Origin of the sequence: Sorangium sp. So ce327, assembly GCF_051530205.1 — a bacterium.
Lineage (GTDB): Bacteria > Myxococcota_A > Polyangia > Polyangiales > Polyangiaceae > Sorangium > Sorangium cellulosum_B.
In genome coordinates, this window is sequence record NZ_CP150330.1 from 1,048,020 (window position 1) to 1,064,692 (window position 16,673).

At 70.8% G+C, this 16,673-nt stretch carries 14 protein-coding genes; 8 read left to right on the forward strand and 6 right to left on the reverse strand.

The window, feature by feature from the left end; all coding sequences use genetic code 11:
• Positions 1–12 precede the first annotated feature (12 nt).
• From WME95_RS03875 to WME95_RS03890, 4 genes are all read right to left on the reverse strand, one after another.
• A complete protein-coding gene (locus tag WME95_RS03875; protein WP_437907057.1) occupies positions 13–705 on the reverse strand; it encodes an STAS domain-containing protein in 693 nt (230 codons plus the stop codon).
• Positions 659–925, reverse strand: a complete 267-nt coding sequence (locus WME95_RS03880; RefSeq protein ID WP_437907058.1) for a PAS domain-containing protein — start codon at positions 923–925, stop codon at positions 659–661. The genes WME95_RS03875 and WME95_RS03880 overlap by 47 nt, the downstream gene beginning before the upstream one ends.
• Positions 926–1,181: 256 nt before the next feature.
• Positions 1,182–2,090, reverse strand: coding sequence for an NmrA family NAD(P)-binding protein (locus WME95_RS03885; RefSeq protein ID WP_437907059.1), 909 nt, complete (start codon positions 2,088–2,090; stop codon positions 1,182–1,184).
• Complete coding sequence (locus tag WME95_RS03890) at positions 2,087–2,542, reverse strand: nuclear transport factor 2 family protein (RefSeq protein ID WP_437907060.1); 456 nt, start codon at positions 2,540–2,542, stop codon at positions 2,087–2,089. The genes WME95_RS03885 and WME95_RS03890 overlap by 4 nt, the downstream gene beginning before the upstream one ends.
• A gap of 170 nt (positions 2,543–2,712) precedes the next feature.
• Here WME95_RS03890 and WME95_RS03895 point away from each other — a divergent pair, with 170 nt between their 5' ends.
• The 7 genes from WME95_RS03895 to WME95_RS03925 all read left to right on the forward strand — a co-directional run bounded on the left by WME95_RS03895 (position 2,713) and on the right by WME95_RS03925 (position 13,589).
• On the forward strand, positions 2,713–3,651 hold the full coding sequence (locus WME95_RS03895; protein ID WP_437907061.1) for a helix-turn-helix domain-containing protein: 939 nt from the start codon (positions 2,713–2,715) through the stop codon (positions 3,649–3,651).
• Positions 3,652–3,784: 133 nt separating this feature from the next.
• Positions 3,785–5,485 (forward strand): right-handed parallel beta-helix repeat-containing protein, encoded by a 1,701-nt coding sequence (locus WME95_RS03900; protein ID WP_437907062.1) that lies wholly within the window; start codon positions 3,785–3,787, stop codon positions 5,483–5,485.
• Between the two features lie 27 nt (positions 5,486–5,512).
• Positions 5,513–6,115 carry a glutathione S-transferase N-terminal domain-containing protein gene (locus WME95_RS03905; protein ID WP_437907063.1) on the forward strand — a complete coding sequence of 201 codons (603 nt, stop codon included), beginning with the start codon at positions 5,513–5,515 and terminating at the stop codon, positions 6,113–6,115.
• Between the two features lie 234 nt (positions 6,116–6,349).
• Positions 6,350–7,390: a metalloregulator ArsR/SmtB family transcription factor gene (locus WME95_RS03910; RefSeq protein ID WP_437907064.1), complete on the forward strand. Its 1,041-nt coding sequence runs from the start codon at positions 6,350–6,352 to the stop codon at positions 7,388–7,390.
• 152 nt (positions 7,391–7,542) lie between these two features.
• Positions 7,543–11,466 (forward strand): ATP-binding protein, encoded by a 3,924-nt coding sequence (locus tag WME95_RS03915; RefSeq protein ID WP_437907065.1) that lies wholly within the window; start codon positions 7,543–7,545, stop codon positions 11,464–11,466.
• A 143-nt stretch (positions 11,467–11,609) separates the two neighbouring features.
• Entirely contained in the window at positions 11,610–12,332 is a 723-nt protein-coding gene (locus WME95_RS03920) for a hypothetical protein (RefSeq protein WP_437907066.1), read from the forward strand.
• Between the two features lie 219 nt (positions 12,333–12,551).
• A complete protein-coding gene (locus WME95_RS03925; protein ID WP_437907067.1) occupies positions 12,552–13,589 on the forward strand; it encodes an NADP(H)-dependent aldo-keto reductase in 1,038 nt (345 codons plus the stop codon).
• 115 nt (positions 13,590–13,704) lie between these two features.
• Here the strand turns inward: WME95_RS03925 and WME95_RS03930 are convergent, their stop codons facing one another.
• On the reverse strand, positions 13,705–14,181 hold the full coding sequence (locus tag WME95_RS03930) for a VOC family protein (RefSeq protein WP_437907068.1): 477 nt from the start codon (positions 14,179–14,181) through the stop codon (positions 13,705–13,707).
• Between the two features lie 208 nt (positions 14,182–14,389).
• Between WME95_RS03930 and WME95_RS03935 the strand changes: the two genes are divergently transcribed.
• A complete protein-coding gene (locus WME95_RS03935) occupies positions 14,390–14,836 on the forward strand; it encodes a hypothetical protein (protein WP_437907069.1) in 447 nt (148 codons plus the stop codon).
• Between the two features lie 125 nt (positions 14,837–14,961).
• Here the strand turns inward: WME95_RS03935 and WME95_RS03940 are convergent, their stop codons facing one another.
• Positions 14,962–16,527 carry a hypothetical protein gene (locus WME95_RS03940; RefSeq protein WP_437907070.1) on the reverse strand — a complete coding sequence of 522 codons (1,566 nt, stop codon included), beginning with the start codon at positions 16,525–16,527 and terminating at the stop codon, positions 14,962–14,964.
• Positions 16,528–16,673: the final 146 nt, after the last annotated feature.

Below are 16,673 nucleotides of genomic sequence, written 5' to 3' on the forward strand. Positions count from 1 at the left end.
TTGCCCGGCGCGTCAGTTGAGCTGGCCCGCGCGCCGCGGCGCCTGCTTCATGCAGAGGACGAGCGCGTCGCGGAGCCGCGCGAAGGTGGATACCCGCGACATGTCCACGCCGTCCACGAGGAGGCCGCGCGCCACGTCGGGCCGGATGCCCACGATGATCCCTTTCGCCCCGAGGAGCTCCACCGCTCGGACCAGCGACAGAAGGGTGTTCCCGAGCGAGGCGTCGATGGAGTCGACGCCTGTCAGATCGATGATCACCACCCTGCAATGGGTGTTCGACACCGCGCCGAGGAGCCCCTGCATCATCTGGTCCGCCCGGTAGAGATCGACCGCTCCGAGCACCGGCATCATCAGCACGCCCTCCCAGACCTGGATGATCGGCGCCGACAGCGTGCGGATCGTCGCCTGCTGCTCCGCGTTGACGGCCCTCGTGCGCGAGAGCTCCTGCGCGAGGTCGTCGAGCCGCCTCAGGTTGCTCGCCGCGACAGCCTGGGCGATCTGGACGAGCTCCTCCCGCTCCCTCAGCGCATCCCCGAGCTCCCCCAGCGCCGCCGCGATCGCGCCGAGATCGTCGCCAGGGTCCGATCCCTCGGCGAGCGCTGCGTCCGCGTCTCCCTCCTTGAGCTGCTCGATGTAGCGTAGGATCGCCTGCGCCCGCTCACCCGGCACGACGCCCCCGGAGCATCTCGCTCTTGAGCTGCTCATCGACCGTCTCCGAGATACCGGTGCCCGCGAGCGAGCAGAGGATCTGGTCTATCACGTCCTTGTCGACGTGGAAGTCGGCGACGTGTCGATTGATGTACTCCTCGCGCGTATAACCGAGGAGCTCGAGCTCGAGCTTGTTCGCCCACAGGATCTTGCCGTTCGCGTCCACCAGGTGGACACCGAGCGAAGCGTTGTCCAGGACGTCATGCCAGTCTTCCACGCGGTCCTTCGTCCCCATCGCCACTCTCCCCCGGTCGTGCTTCGACCTTGACTTGTCCGGCCCGATGAGCGCCTGAGGTGCCGTGTCCGCGAAGGCGCTGCCTGCCCGCAGCTGCTCAGGTTACAGGAGAATGGGGAGCTCGACGAGGGGTGTGGTCGCCGCAGTGGGGTCGGGCACAACTCAGGAGAGGGTGAAGGCGGCGTGTCGTGGAGCTCGCTTGTCGGCTGGATGTGGCGGGCTCGGCGGTTCGACGTCGCTACGCGGCCGGGCCCCCGCGGCGCGCGCTGGGCTCCCCGCGGAAGACGTGCGCGTGGGCGCGCGCGAGATCGCCGAAGGCGCGGGGCGCGCGGCCTGTCACGCGCTGAACGACGTCGGTGACGCGGTCTTCGGCCCCGTCGCGGATGGCGAGGTCGAGGCTCACAAGGAACGCGGCGTAGGGCGATGGGATACCCGCGCTGACGAGGTACGCGCGAGCGTCCTCCTCACCGGCGCGGACGTGGCGTATCGCCCGGCCGGTGATGCGGGACACGATGGCCGCCACGTCATCGTAGCTGAGCGCCTCCGGGCCGGTGATGATGTGAGATGTGTTGTGCGGCGCGCCGTCGAGGAGCGCCCGCGCGGCGACCTCCGCGATATCGTCGGCGTCGACGAAGCCGACGCGGCCGCCGCCCGTCGCGGTCGTGAGCTCGCCTCGCCCGGCGATCGCCGCCGCGTGCGGGTGGCGCGGGTCGATGAAGTTCTGCATGAACCACGACGGTCGGAGGACGGTCCACTCTGGAGCGCGCTCGCGGAGCGCGCGGTGGACGAGGCCGAGCCCGGGGCCCCCCTCCGCCACGGGCGACGCGCTGAGCAGGACGAGGCGGCGCGCCCCGCTCGCGAGCGCGCGCTCGACGAAGGGCAGCATGAGCGCCGAGGGATCCTCGACCATCGCGGGCGCCACGAGGTACACGCGATCGGCGCCGCGGAGCGCCTCGTCGTGCGTCGCGGTGTCGGCCCAGTCGAAGCGGGCGTGCTCCACGCCGTCGCGGGCGGCGGTCGCCGTCCGGCTCGCGGTGCGGACGCGCGCGCCGGCGGCCGCGAGCCGCGCGGCGAGGGCTCGCCCGGTGGTGCCCGTCCCGCCGGTGATCAGGACGAGCGGCCCATCGCTCCCTGCGCGCGTTCTCATGACGCCCCCTCGCGATGCGTGTCGAGCTCGCCGCCGAAGGCCTCAAGGACGGGCGCTGGATTCCAGTACTCGCGGTAGCGCACGACTCGGCCGTTCCTCGTCGCGACGATCATCACATAGTCCTGCTCGTAGCGTTTGCGCGCGGGCCCGATGGTCGCCGAGCCGTGCACCTCGGCGAGCGCGACGTCGGGATCGGTCGTCGGATACCGCCGCACGTCGCGGAGCTCGAGCCCGTGGAAGCTCTGGAGGATGCCCTCGAAATGGCGCCGGATGGCCGCCTTGCCCTCGAGGCGCGCCGGCGCGCCGAGCGCCGGCGCATACGGGAACTCGACGGTCGCGTCGTCGGCAAAGAGGTCGAGCCAGCGATTCATGTCACGACCGATGAGATCGAGGAGCGCGTCGAGCGCCTGCGCGGCGTCGAGCGGCCCGGAATGCGGCGGGGGGTGCGTCATGGGATGTCGTTTCCTTTCGTGTCGACGAGGACAGCGTAGGGACGCCGCGATTGCCGCGCGTCCAGCTCCCCGATCCGCGCGTCCACGGTCCACGGCCGGCGCCGCCCGCGCGGCGGGTCGCGCGCGCCGGCGTGGCGCGGCCCGCCGCGTGATGTAGAGTCGATCGCGCCATGTCCGCCGCGTTCGACGAGCTGGCCCGGAGCGTCGTGCTCCGCGAGGCCGAGGTGAGGCGCTTCGCGCTCGGCGATCGCTGGGGCAAGCGGCAGCCGGCGCAGCGCGCCGCCGCCCGGGTGTACGCGGCGCTCGGCGGCGGCGGGTGGATCGACGTCGCGCGCCGGCGGCTCGCGCTCGGCGCGGGGGAGCTCGTGTTCCTGCCGCGCGCCGAGGAGCACGCCATCCGCGATCGGCCGACGACCTCGCTCGCGCACCCGGAGGCCCTCTGCCGCGGGATGCGCGCCGTGGCCGACGACGCCCTGGCCACGGAGGCCCCGCCGGAGACGCGCCTCGTGGTCGTCGACCTGCACGTCGACGCGGCGGGCGCCCCGTGGGTCGCCCTGCTGCCGCCGGCGGTGCACGTCGCGGGCGCGACGCCGGGGCTCGCGCGCTGGCTCAACGACACGCTCGCGCTGCTCGCCGGCCCGCAGGCCCTGTCGGCGGCGCTGCGCCGCTCCGTCGGCGAGGCGTGGGCGCACGCGCTCTTCGCGAGCGCGCTGCGCGACCCCGCGGCGTCGCTGCCGCGGCGGGACGCGCTCCGGGACGAGCCGATCGCGGCCGCGCTCGCGCAGGTGCGCGCTTCACCCGAGCGCGTGTGGGAGCTCGGGGACCTCGCGCGGACGGCCGGGCTCTCGCGATCCGCGTTCGCGGCGCGCGCGACGGCGCTCCTCGGCGAGCCGCTCGGCCATCACGTGCGCCGGCTGCGCCTCGAGCGCGCTGCGGTCCTGCTCGGCGAGACGACGCTCCCGGTGAAGCTCGTCGCTGCCCGCGTCGGCTACGACAGCGAGCCCGCGTTCGGGCGCGCCTTCGCGCGCGCCCACGGCGTGAGCCCCCTCGGCTACCGGCAGGCGAGGCGGCAGCACGACGGTGCGCACACCGTCAGACGCGTGGGTTGACGAGAGGGAAGCGCTGCTGAGCGGCGCAGCTGGTATCATGTCCACCCGGATTGGAACACCAGCTCCCACGCGCCGGCGCGCGGTACGTGGCTTTCGGCGCGGTGTCCCCGGTTGATGGCGTATCCTCCTGCGGATGCGGCAAGGCGCGAGGATAGGTGTCCTGCTCGTCGCGATGGCGGCGTGCGGCGGCGATGGCGATGATGCGGAGTCCACCGCTGGCGCCGGAGGCGCCACGCCGGGCGCGGGCGCCGCCTCCGGCTCCACGTCGGGCGCGGGCGCCGCCGGTGGTTCCTCGCCCGGCGCGGGGGGCTCGACACCGGGCGTCCCGGCCTACGGTCGTTTCGGCCAGCCGACGATCACCTTCACGCTGCCGGAGCCGGCCCCGAGGGAGGGGGAGCTCCCCGAGATCGCCTATCCCGATCTCGCCGGGTCGTTCCCGGAGGTCGACTGGAGCGCGCTCGATCGGCTCTACATTCCGGCTGGCCACTACCGGAGCATCCTGCTCGGCGGCCTGCCCGAGCGGAGCGCGGAGCGCCCGCTCGTGATCACGAACCTCGGCGGACAGGTCAAGGTCGGGGGCGACGCCGCCAACTACGTGTTCGTGATCAAGGGCGGAAAGGGCTGGATCCTGACGGGCCGCCACGACCCTGTCTCGAAGACCGGAGACGAGGGGTTCCGGGGGCACGCCGAGGGCGCGTTCGCCCATGGCCAGGGGACGTACGGCATCTTCATCGACGACGCGTTCAGCAAAGAGGGCCTCTCGGGGCTGGCCATCGGCGGAGGAGCGTCGGATTTCGAGCTGGATACCCTCGAGGTCACGCGCGCCGAGTTCGCCGGCATCGTCGCCAAGACCGACGACGACGGGCAGGCCACGATGCGCAACGTGAAGATCCACGACCTCTACGTGCACGACGTCGGCTCGGAGGGGATCTACTTCGGCAGCACCCAGGCGCAGCCGCAGCACGCGTTCGAGCGCCTCGAGGTGTACGATAACCGGTTCCTGCGCACCGGCACCGAGGCGCTGCAGGTCGGGCAGCTCGGCTCGGACTGCGAGATCCACCACAACGTCATCGGGCCGGGCGCGGTCCGGTGGCGGTCGGCGTTCGACCATTACCAGGATGGCAATGTGCAGTTCGGCCAGCGCTACGGCAGATCGAGCTTCCACCACAACCTCGTGATCGGGACGGGCGACCTCTTCGTCGAGCTGTTCCCGACGCGCGTGGACGGCGATCCGCGCTCGCCGTCGGACACGGTCTCGTTCACGGACAACTACTTCGCCGACACGTCGCTGAGCGGGGTGTACACGCACGCGGTGGACACCGGCGCCACGATACGCTTCGAGCGCAACGTCTTCCTCGGTTTCCACTTCAACTATGGCGAGGTGTACCCCGACGCGGACGAGCCGGTGCAGGTCTTCGCGGTGGGCAGCAACGCGCCGAACCCGCACATCCTGAAGGGAAACCGGGTGGACGGGCCCTATCCGTTCATCAAGTGGCTCTTCGACAGCGTGCAGGCCGAGGACAATCCGACGGTCGCGGTGGAGCGGGTCCGCTTCCGAGACTTCATGGGGGGCGGCCTCGACGAGGACTACCGGCGCCTGGAGTGGTGGACCGACCGCGCGACGCTCAGCCCGGACGAGCGCGCCGTGACGTACCCCAAGGGAGCCTACGTCCTCCACCAGGGCGCGCTCTACGAGGCGCTCGCGGAGAGCCAGGGCAAGCCGCCCGATCAGCACCCCGACGTGTGGCGCGCGCTGCCGGCTCCAGCCGACGATGTCCGCCTGAGCGCCGACTCGCCGCACCAGGGGCTCGGCGTCCGCTGGCCGCCGCCTTAGCCCGTAGTTGCTCAGGAGCTGTTCTCCATGAAGCTCTTCTACGCTCCCACATCCCCCTTTGCTCGCAAGGTGCGGGTCACCGCCCACGAGCTGCAGCTGGGAGACCGGATCGACCTTGTGCTGGTCAATCCCTGGTCGGACGCGGCGCTGCGGTCGCTGAACCCGCTGGCCAAGGTCCCGACGCTGGTCCTGGGGGACGGGCAGGTGCTCTTCGAGTCGGCGCTCCTCTGCGAATACCTGGATCACCTCGCGGACGGCGGGCTGGTTCCAGCGCCGGGAGAGGCGCGGTGGAGCGCCTTGCTCCGGCAGGGCATCGCGGACGGTATCAGCGCTGCTGCCGGGCGCCTCTTCGCCGACGAGCATCGCCCATCCGACGAGCGATCGAGCAGCGTCATGCAGCGCCAGGCAGCTGCCATCGAGGCCAGCCTCGACAGGCTAGAGCGCGACGCCGGCACGTTATCCACGGGGCTCGCGGACATCGGCGCGATCTCGGTCGCCTGCGCGCTCGGCTACCTCGACTTCCGCTGGCCGGATCGGGCGTGGCGAACCGGCCGGAGCGGCCTCTCGCGCTGGTTCGACGTCGTCGGCCAGCGCCCGTCCATGACCGCGACGCAGCACCGCTCGCCGTGATCTCCTGAAGCGAGGTCCCCAGGCGGCGCTCGCCGCCCCTGCGGGGTCGACGCTCGTCATCTCCCGCCTGCATCCCGGCCGCATCCCGGCCGCATCCCGCCACGCCCGAGCCCGGCTGCGCGCTCGACGGTGACGCTTGGACGCTTGAACCGGCGGCGGCCGCCCCGCGAGCTTCCGGTTCGATGACTGTCGAAACAGATTGACAGGGCCCTCGCGCGGCCTAGATTCGGTTCGATGACCATCGAAGCAGATCCCCCGGCGCACGATCTGAGCGTCGAGGCGCGCATCGGCGTGCTCAAGGCGCTCGCCGACGCGTCGCGGCTCCAGGTGGTGAACGCCCTGATCGAGCGGCCGCACTGCGCCGAGGAGCTGGCCGAGCGGCTGGGGCGCGCGCCCTCCACGGTCTCCTTCCACCTCCGGAAGCTCGACGAGGCCGGGCTGGTGACCAAGCGCAAGACCCAGTACTACCTGGTCTATGCGCTGCGCGACGATCTGCTCCGCCTCACGCTGAAGGAGCTCGTCTCGCTGCCCTCCGCCGCCGAAGGCGCTGCGCGGCGGCGCGCGGAGCGAGCCCGGAGCCAGGTGATGCGCGCCTTCTTCCGCGGGGGCGTGCTGGTCCAGATGCCGAAGCAATGGCGCAAGCGGCGCATCGTGCTCGAGCAGTTCCTGGGTAAGTTCGAGGCGGGCCGGCGCTACCGCGAGCAGGAGGTGAACGAGATCATCCAGACCCTGTATCCCGACCACTGCACGATCCGGCGCATGCTCGTCGACGAGGGATACATGACGCGCGACGGCCTGCACTACGAGCTGATCGCGGAACAGACCAGGACACCCGAGGCGAAGGACACGACACCCGGGGCGGAGAACACGGCGCCCGGGTCAGGGACGAAGAAGACGGGAGCGAGCACGATGGAAACGCGCAAGGAGCTGAAGCGGAAGTACCTCGAGACCCCGAAGCAGGCGGGCATCTTCCAGGTCAAGAACACGGTGAACGGCAAGGTCTTGCTCGGCAGCAGCACGAACCTCCACGGGCCGCTCAACAAGCACCGTTTCGCGCTGTCCATCGGCGCGCACCAGAACCAGGCTCTCCAGCGGGACTGGCAGCAGCACGGCGCCGACGCCTTCACGTTCGAGGTGCTCGAGGTCGTGCAGCAGAAGGACGAGCCGGGGTTCTCCTTGGCGGACGAGCTCACCCTGCTCGAGCAGATCTGGCTGGAGAGGCTCTCGCCCCTCGCGCCGCGCGGCTACAACACGGATACGCGGCTCCGCGAGTGAGGCGACGTCGCGGCGCGAGAGGGCGGCGTCCCCGGCGGTCGCCGCGCTCGCCCGTCTCCTGGCCGCCGGGGCGGCTCAAGGCCAGCGGCGCCTGAGCCGTGCGCCCGTGTCCTGGTGGCAGGAGCCGTGGATCTCATCCACCATGGCGGTGCATGTTGCCAGCCGGCATATGGAAGAAATCTTCAGATGTCGCCGAGCCCTCGCTCGATGGTGGCGCACTGGACGCGAGCGCCGAGGCCTGCCTCGCCGGGGGCGGCGAGATGGGCGCCCTGATGCGCTCGATCGACTGGGCGAAGACGAAGCTCGGCCCCGTCGCGACATGGCCGATAAGCCTCAAGACCGTGGTCGGCCTCGTGCTCGGCAATCGGTTTCCCATGATCATGTTGATCGGGCCGGAGCTTCTGCAGATCTACAACGATGCCTATCGACCCATCCTGGGCATGAAGCACCCTGCGTCGATGGGCGCCCCGGCGGCCGAGGTCTGGGCCGAGGTCTGGGACGTCGTCGGCCCCATGGCGCAGGGCGTGCTCGACGGCGGGCCCGCGACGTGGAGCGAGCACCTCCTGCTCCCGGTGCAGAGGCGAGGCTTCGTCGAGGAGACGTACTTCACGCTCTCCTTCAGCCCGATACCCGGCGACGCCGAGCGGGTCGTCGGCGTCCTCATCACGGTGAAGGAGACCACCGAGCAAGTGCTCGACGCACGCCAGCTCCGCATGCTGCGCGATCTCGCGACGCGCTCCGCCCAGGCGAAGTCGGCCGAGGAGGCGTGCTGCACAGCCGCGGAGATCTTTGCGGCGAACGACGCCGATCTGCCGTTCTCGCTGCTCTACCTCCTGGACGGCGACACGGGCGACGCGCGCCTCGTCGGCGCGAGCGGGCTCGACGGGTACCAGGGAGCGGCGAAGCCGGCGCGCGTCTCGCTCCAGGATCGAGGCGATGTGGCCTCGACCTGGCCGCTCGCGGAGGTTGCGCGCGCCTCTGGCGAGATCCTCATTTGCGATCTCGCGGCCCGCTTCGGCGCCTTGCCCGTCGGCCGCTGGGGCAGCGCGCCGGAGCAGGCGATCGTCCTGCCACTCTCGCGGCCGGGCCAACCTCGTCCGTATGGCTTCCTCGTCGGCGGCGTCAGCCCGCATCGCCTGCTCGACGAGCCGTATCGAGGGCTGTTTCAGCTGATCACCGATCAGGTGGTGACCGCCATCGCGAACGCGCGGGCCTACGAGGAAGAGCGCAGGCGCGCCGAGGAGCTGGCCGCGATCGACAGCGCGAAGACGCTGTTCTTCAGCAACGTGAGCCACGAGTTCCGGACGCCGCTGACGCTGATGCTCGGCCCGATGGAGGACGCGCTCGCGTCGCCGGAGGGCGCGCTCTGCGGCGAGCCCCTTTCGCTCGCTCACCGCAACGCGCTGCGCCTGCTCAAGCTGGTCAACGCGCTGCTCGACTTCTCGCGCCTCGAGATGGGCCGCGCGCAGGCGTCCTACGATCCAACGGACCTCGCTGGCCTCACCGTCGATCTCGCGAGCGCGTTCCGCTCCGCGGTCGAGCGGGCGGGGCTCGCGTTCAAGGTGGAGTGCCCGAAGCTCCCGGAGCCGGTCTTCGTCGACCGGGACATGTGGGAGAAGATCGTGCTGAACCTGCTGTCCAACGCGCTGAAGTTCACGTTCGAGGGCGAGATTCTCCTGTCGCTCTGCGTGCGCGGGGACCACGTCGAGCTCGTGGTGCGCGATACGGGCACCGGCATACCCGAGCACGAGCTGCCGCACCTCTTCGAGCGCTTCCACCGCGTCCAGGGGGTGCGCGCGCGCACGCACGAGGGCTCCGGGATCGGGCTCGCGCTTGTGCACGAGCTGGTGCGGCTGCACGGCGGCAGCATCCGGGTGGAGAGCCGCCTGGGCGAAGGGACGGCGTTCACGATCGCGATCCCGCGCGGGTCCACGCACCTGCCGGCAGAGCGCATCCGCGCGGAGAAGACGCTCTCGTCGACGGCGACCGGCGCCGCGCCCTACGTCGAGGAGGCGCTGCGGTGGCAGCTCGCCGCGGATGGGCCCGCTGACGCGATTGCCTCGGCCGATCGTGTCGAGTCCGACCCCCTCTCGGTGCCGTTCGACCCGAGCGCGCGCATCCTCGTCGCCGACGACAACGCCGACATGCGCATGTACGTGCGGCGCATCCTCGATGAGCGGTGGACCGTCGAGGCCGTGAGCGACGGCGCTGCTGCGCTCGAGGTCGCCCAGCGGTCGACGCCGGATCTCGTCATCGCCGACGTGATGATGCCGGGCCTCGACGGCTTTGGCTTGCTCCGGGCGCTGCGCGCCGAGCCGACGACGCAGGGTGTGCCGGTGATCATGCTCTCGGCGCGGGCGGGCGAGGAGTCCCGCGTCGAGGGGCTGGCGGCCGGCGCCGACGATTACCTCGTGAAGCCGTTCTCGGCGCGCGAGCTCGTGGCCCGCGTCGCGACCCACCTCCAGCTCGCAGAGCACCGGCGGGCCGCGGAGCGGGAGCGCGAGAAGATGTACGCGGTGTTCGAGCAGGCGCCCGTGGGGATCGCCGTCTACCGTGGCTCCGAGCACGTCATCGAGATGGCGAACCCGTACTTCGTGGGTACGGTGGGCCATCGCGACGTGAGCGGACGCACGCTGGCGCAAGCCTTCCCGGAGATCGTCGGCTCGCCGCTCCTCCAGGTCTTCGATCGGGTCTACGCGACGGGCGAACCGTTCGTCACCCACGGCTACCGGTTCGATCTCGAGCGCGGGGACGGCGTGCTGGAAGAATTGTACTGGAGCTTCAACATCCACCCCATGCGCGAGCCGGATGGTCTCGTCGCCCGGATCCTGGTCGTCTCGCTCGACGTCACCGAGTACGTGCAGGCACGAAAGGAGCTCGAGGCGGCGGCGCGGGAGCGCGAGGAGCTGCTGCGCCGCGCGGAGGACGCGCGGCGCGACGCGGAGCGGGCGAACCGCGCGAAGGACGAGTTCCTGGCGATGCTCGGCCATGAGCTGCGGAACCCGCTCGCCCCGATCGTGACGGCGCTCCACCTGATGCGGCTCCGCGCCGGGGGGCACGCCGAGCGCGAGCGGCTCGTCATCGAGCGCCAGATCAAGCACCTGACGGCGCTCGTCGACGACCTGCTCGACGTCTCGCGGATCACGCGGGGCAAGGTGGAGCTGAAGAAGCAGCGGATCGAGATTACGGAGGTCGTGGCCAAGGCGGTCGAGCTGGCGAGCCCGCTGCTGGAGCAGCGCCGGCACCACCTCACGGTCGCGGTCCCCTCGAGCGGCCTGGCCGTGGACGGCGACGTCACGAGGCTCGCCCAGGTGGTCTCGAACCTGCTCACGAACGCCGCGAAGTACACCGAGAGCGGGGGCGAGATCGCCGTCCGGGCCGAGCGCACGGAGGGCGAGGTCGTCCTGTCCGTGCGCGACAACGGCATCGGCATTGCGCCCGAGATGCTGGCGAGCGTCTTCGAGCGCTTCGTGCAGGAGCGCCAGGCGCTCGACCGCTCCCAGGGCGGCCTGGGCCTGGGCCTCGCGATCGTGCACAACCTGATCGCGATGCATGGCGGCCGCGTGAGCGCGCACAGCGAGGGCCGCGGGCGCGGGAGCGAGTTCACCCTCCGGCTGCCGGCCGCGGCGAACGCGAGCGCGCCCGGGGCCGCGCCGGCGCGCCCGCAGGCCGGGACGCAGGGGACTCCGGCTCCCGCCGGCCGATGTCGCATCCTGCTGGTCGACGACAACCTCGATGCTGTCGAGCTCCTGGCCGAGTCGCTGGGCGCCCTGGGGTACACGACGCGCGTTGCCTACGACGGCCCGTCCGCGCTCCGGATCGCGGAAAAGTTCGCGCCCGACGTCGCGCTGCTCGACATCGGACTACCCGTGATGGACGGCTACGAGCTCGCGCGGCGCCTCCGCGAGCAGCCGGCGGGTGAGCGCGTTCGCCTGTTCGCGATCACCGGTTATGGGCAGGAGGCGGATTTCCGGCGCTCGAAGGGGGCAGGTTTCGAGACGCACCTCGTCAAGCCGATCCAGATTGATCGATTGACGGCGCTCCTCGAGGAGCCCTCGGCCCGCAGGGCCGAGTGAGCCACGTCAGGCTCGTCCCGCTGGAGTCCGGCGAGGGCTCACGCACGACACGATGTGACGGCGCCCGGAGCGCTGCGGCGACGCGCGCCGCGGCGAGACCGAGGCAGCTTCTGATGGGAGAAGGAACAATGAATACGCAACGCATGCGAATTGCGACGATGGGAGTTCTGGTCGTAGGATTCGCCGCGAGCGCGGGATGCACGCTGGTCTCGGGGGTAGGAACGCTCGAGTTCGACGGTGACGCCGCTGGGGGAGCTGGTGGAAGCGGTGACGCCGGCGGCGGCGCCGACGCGAGCGGCGGCGCCGACACGGGAGGCGGCGCGGCGGGCGGCGCCGGGGGCGGCGGAGGCGAAGCGGGAGGCGGCGGCGCGGGCGGCGCCGGCGGCGGTACGGGCGGCGGCGCGATGGTCCAGGAGTGCGTGCCCGGCAAGGGGGTTACGGTGGGCGCCCGCGTCTGGGGTGACGCGTGGCTCAACGGGTTCGTCCTGCATTGCGCCGACTTTCAGAGCGACGGTCACACCGGGGACGGGTACGACGCAGGCCCCGTGACTGGCAGCATGACGGGCTCGCACGTCTCCAAGTTCTGCGACTACCCCAGGAATGTCGTGGCGTTCAGGTACACGTACGACGCGGAGCACGTGTACCAGGTCCAGTTTGGTTGTTCGACGCCCGAGGTATGGAAATCGTCGACGCCCAGCGTCGAACAATGGCTCGATCCCATCGGCGGGACGACGGCTGGTCCGCAAGAGTACGGAGCGCAATGCGAGGAGGGCTCCGCCTATAGCTACTTCACGCTCAACGTCAGCGAGGAGGGTCAATCCATACGAAGCTTCGAAGGGCCTCGCTACTGCCTGGGAATGCCCTGATCCCTCGCAAGGCCGCCTCCGGAGACGCCGCTCCTCGGCGAGAGGGCTCTCCTCTGCGAGGCGGCAGCGACCGGGGACCCCCGCCGCCGGAGGCGAGCTCCAGGTCTCCGGGCGCTGTCGAGCGCGGAGAGGTGCTGGTCCGTTATAAAAGAAATATCGTCCGTTATGGTGGACGTCGGCGCTGCCCCGTGGTACTGGGCATCAACGGACGGGACAGCCATGCACTACCGACAGCTGGGTGACAGCGAGCTCCGGGTCTCGGAGCTCTGCCTTGGGACGATGACGTTCGGCGAGCAGAACACGCTCGAGGACGCCAGAGCGCAGCTCGACTACGCGTTCGACGCGGGCATCAACTTCATCGACGCGGCCGAGATGTATCCGGTGCCGACCCGCGCCGAGACGCAGGGGCGCACGGAGAGCTACGTGGGCGAGTGGCTGAGCCAGCGGCCGCGGGACAAGGTGATCGTCGCGACGAAGATCGCGGGGCCGGGCCGCCCGATCCCGTGGGTCCACGGCGGCTCCCTCGCGATCAACCGCGCCAACGTCCGGCGCGCGGTCGAGGACAGCCTGCGGCGCCTCAGGACCGATTATATCGATCTCTACCAGATCCACTGGCCCGATCGGTACGTGCCGCAGTTCGGCGCGAGCGCCTACGATCCGGCGAACGAGCGCTCGAGCACGCCGATCGCCGAGCAGCTCGCGGCGCTCGCGGAGGTGATCCGCGACGGCAAGGTCCGGTATTTCGGGCTCAGCAACGAGACCGCCTGGGGGGTGGCGCAGTGGAGCCGCGTCGCGGCGCAGCTCGGGCTCCCCAGGCCGGTGTCGATCCAGAACGCCTACAGCCTCGTCAACCGCACGTTCGACTCCGCGCTCGCGGAGGCCTCGCGCCGGGAGGACGTGCCGCTGCTCGCCTATAGCCCGCTCGCGTTCGGCCTGCTCACGGGCAAGCACCTGGGCGGGCCGCCGCCGGGCTCGCGCTTCGCCCGGTTCGAGACCTTCGGCCAGCGCTACAGGAAGCCCAACGTGGACGAGGCGGTGCAGGCCTACGTCAAGCTCGCGCGCGCCCACGGCCTGAGCCCGGCGTCGCTGGCGCTCGCCTTCGTGCGCAGCCGATGGTTCGTGGCGAGCACCCTCCTCGGGGCGACAACGCTCGAGCAGCTCGAGGAGAACGTGAAGAGCGCGGGCGTGGTGCTCGCCGCGGAGGTTCTCGGAGAGATCGAGCAGATCCACGCCCGGTACCCGAACCCGGCGCCCTGATCTCGCCGGCCCCGGCGGCGCCGCTCGCCCGGGGCGGCGCGCGGTGCGACCTCTCTGTTCGCGGGAGCGGTCCGGCGAGCCCTCGCCGGACCTCGGGCGGGCGGGACGAGGGCGCCTATCGGGCGGCCTCCTCGATCCGCGCGATGTCGATCTTCTTCATCTGCATCATCGCCTGCATGACCCGCCCCGCCTTGGCCGGATCCGGGTGCTGGATGAGCCGGATCAAGGCGGACGGGACGATCTGCCAGGACACGCCGAACCTGTCCTTGAGCCACCCGCACTGGCTCTCGGCGCCGCCGTCGGCCGTGAGCTTGCTCCAGAGCTCGTCGACCTCCTCCTGCGTCTCGCAGGTGACGACGAGCGAGAACGTCTCGTTGAACTTCTGGTGGGCGCCGTTCAGGACCATGAGCCGCTGGCCGTGCAGCTCGAACTCGGCCATCACGAGCGAGCCCTTGGGCCCCGGACCCGCGTCTCCCGAGCGGAGCTCCGAGAGGATCCGTGAGCCCTTGAAGACGGACAGGTAGTACTTCACCGCCTCCTCGGCGTTGTTGCTGAACCAGAGGCACGTCTTGATCTTCTGCGGGGTGGTCATGATCGGAGCTCCTGGCCGGGGTCGGGCCCGGCGGTGAGGTGAGGGCGGCGCGGTCACCGCGACCGCGCTTTGCCTGGATGTCGGAGCTCGGTGCGCCGGCTCGACATGGGACCGACGATTTTTTTTTCGACCCGCCGGGGCGGCCCTGGGCGAGGATGAGCTCGCGGGCAGGGTGGAACGTCGCGGCGATCCGTGAGAGAGCACGCGCATGAGACACATCCTCGATGGGTCGATGGGGGTCATCCTGGCCGCGGGGCTCTGCGGCGCCGGGTGCAGGGCGTCCACGCACGAGCCTCCCGGCATGAACGAGCCTCCCGGCATGAACGCGCCTCCCGGCACGAACGCGCCTCCCGGCACGAACGCGCCTCCCGGCACGATCGCGCCTCCGGCGGAAGAGCCCGCCGCGCCGCCGGCGGCCGCCCCGATGGGCGAGCGGATCGTCGTGGGCAGCGATCCGTGCAAGAGCGACGCAGACTGTGTGCCCGTGTGCGCGTGCCACGCGGCCGCGTGCATCGCGAAGGCCACCGCGCCGACGTGTGATCGAGGCCTGATGTGCACACAGGAGTGTCGCCCCGGAACAATGGATTGCGGCGGCGGCTGCCTCTGCCAGAGCGGCCGGTGCGCGGCCCGCCTGATCAACGTGCCGCCGCCCTGAGCCCCTCTCCGCGTGGGCCGGCCTGCAGATGAGCGCGTGAAAGCTCTTGGAGCCCGGCTGAGGGCCCACCAGGACCGTGGACGCCTGGACTCAGATGTCGGTGGAGCGGGCACCCAGCGCCGTCCTCAGTATTTGTAAACAGCGGCGAAGATCGAGCGACGCATGACCTCGTTCGTCGTCGTCTCGCGCACCCACGCGGCGATCCCCGTCCCGTTCGGGCCGAAGCCCACCGTCGGCTCCCAGTGTTCGGCTGCGTTGTCGTCCTCCAGCGCGTGGGCCCCCGTCCATCCCTGCGCGGGCGAGAGCTCGCTGGCAAAGATCGACCGGAGGGCGGCGGCTTTCTGGGTCCACACCGCGAGCCCGCGCCCGGCCCCATCCACGGCGATCTCGGGACCGCTCACGCTATCTTCGTCGGCCGAGAGCTTGTCGGCCGGCTGGAAGGTCGTCCCCGAGAAGCGCCGCGCCCAGATCGCGCAGCCGGCGCCGCACTGACGGAACACAACGCCCCCTTCACCCTCCGCGTTCATCGCGACGGCGTAGTCAGACGCTTTTTGCCCCGCGGTATCCACCCCGGTGGCTCCGGCCCACACGCCGCCTGAATAAGAATTGGCGATCACGTGCGACACCGAGGAGGTCGAGTCGCGCTGGAGGAAGACGACCATCGCGTTCCCGTTGCCGTCCATCACGACGCGCGGGCTCAAATGGTCGAGCGTGTCATCCGCTTCCAGCGGCTTCGGGCCTGCCGCGCTGCCCTTGTGCGTCGTCAGATCGTAGGTAACCACGTTACCCAGCACGTTGAGACGCCCGCCGTCCGACTGGTACCACGCCGCCACCGCGCGCAGCGTCGTGCCCACGGTCGAGACGCCGACAGCCGTGCCGTTGCAGCTGGTCGTGCTCCCCGACACCTTCACCGGTGTCTGCCAGCCCTGCCCGCCCTCGTAAATGGCCAGGTAGCCCTCACGCGCCGAGGTGTCGGTGGTGTTCACGTCGATCCCCACGGCGATATGGCCGGCGGGGGTCATCGCGACCGTCGTCGAATGTTTCGAGACCCCCGAGGTGCCCTCGGCGATCGTCTCGACCGTGCCCCACCCGGCGGGCCATCCGAGCGATGCCGTGAACCGCTTGCCGAACACGGCGCCGCCCACCGAGGACGAATACCAGACGACCACCCCGTTGCCCTCGGCGTCGATGGCGACCCTGGCGTTCACGCCTCTCGTGGCCGCGTCGTTGATCTGCAGCAGCGGGTCCCAGCTGTCGCTCTTCTTGACATAGCGGCGCGCCCATACGGTGGACTGATCATAAAACACGAGCAGCGCGTCGCCGTTGGCCGAGACCGCGACCTGCGGAAGGAAATTCGAGATCTGATTGGCGAGATCGTCATGACCGACGCGCTCGAACGGTTCCCAGTGGGGCGGGGGGGCTTCGCCGCCTGTCCCGTCGCCGCCTGTCCCGTCGCCGCCTGCCGCGCCGCCACCCGCTCCGTCGCCGCCTGTCCCGTCGCTGCCTGTCGCGCTGCCGACGCTGCCCGCATGACCGCCGCCTCCGCCGCTCCCCACGTCGCTGGAGCTCGACGACGACTCGAACGTTCGCACCTTCTGTCCGCAGGCCGCGACGAGGAGGAGCCCAAGAATGAAACCCAGCTTGGGCCTGGCGCCCGACCCTCCGACGTGTCCGAATTGTTCGCGCATCATGCGCCAGGATGAGATCCGAACGCCTCGGAGATGTCAATCCCCGACCGCGCGACCTGTCCTGGCTTGATGAGACACATTCAACCTCTCCGCCACCGCGGCAGGACAGGGTAGCAGCGCGCCCACAAGCTCACGTGCGTTCCCGCACG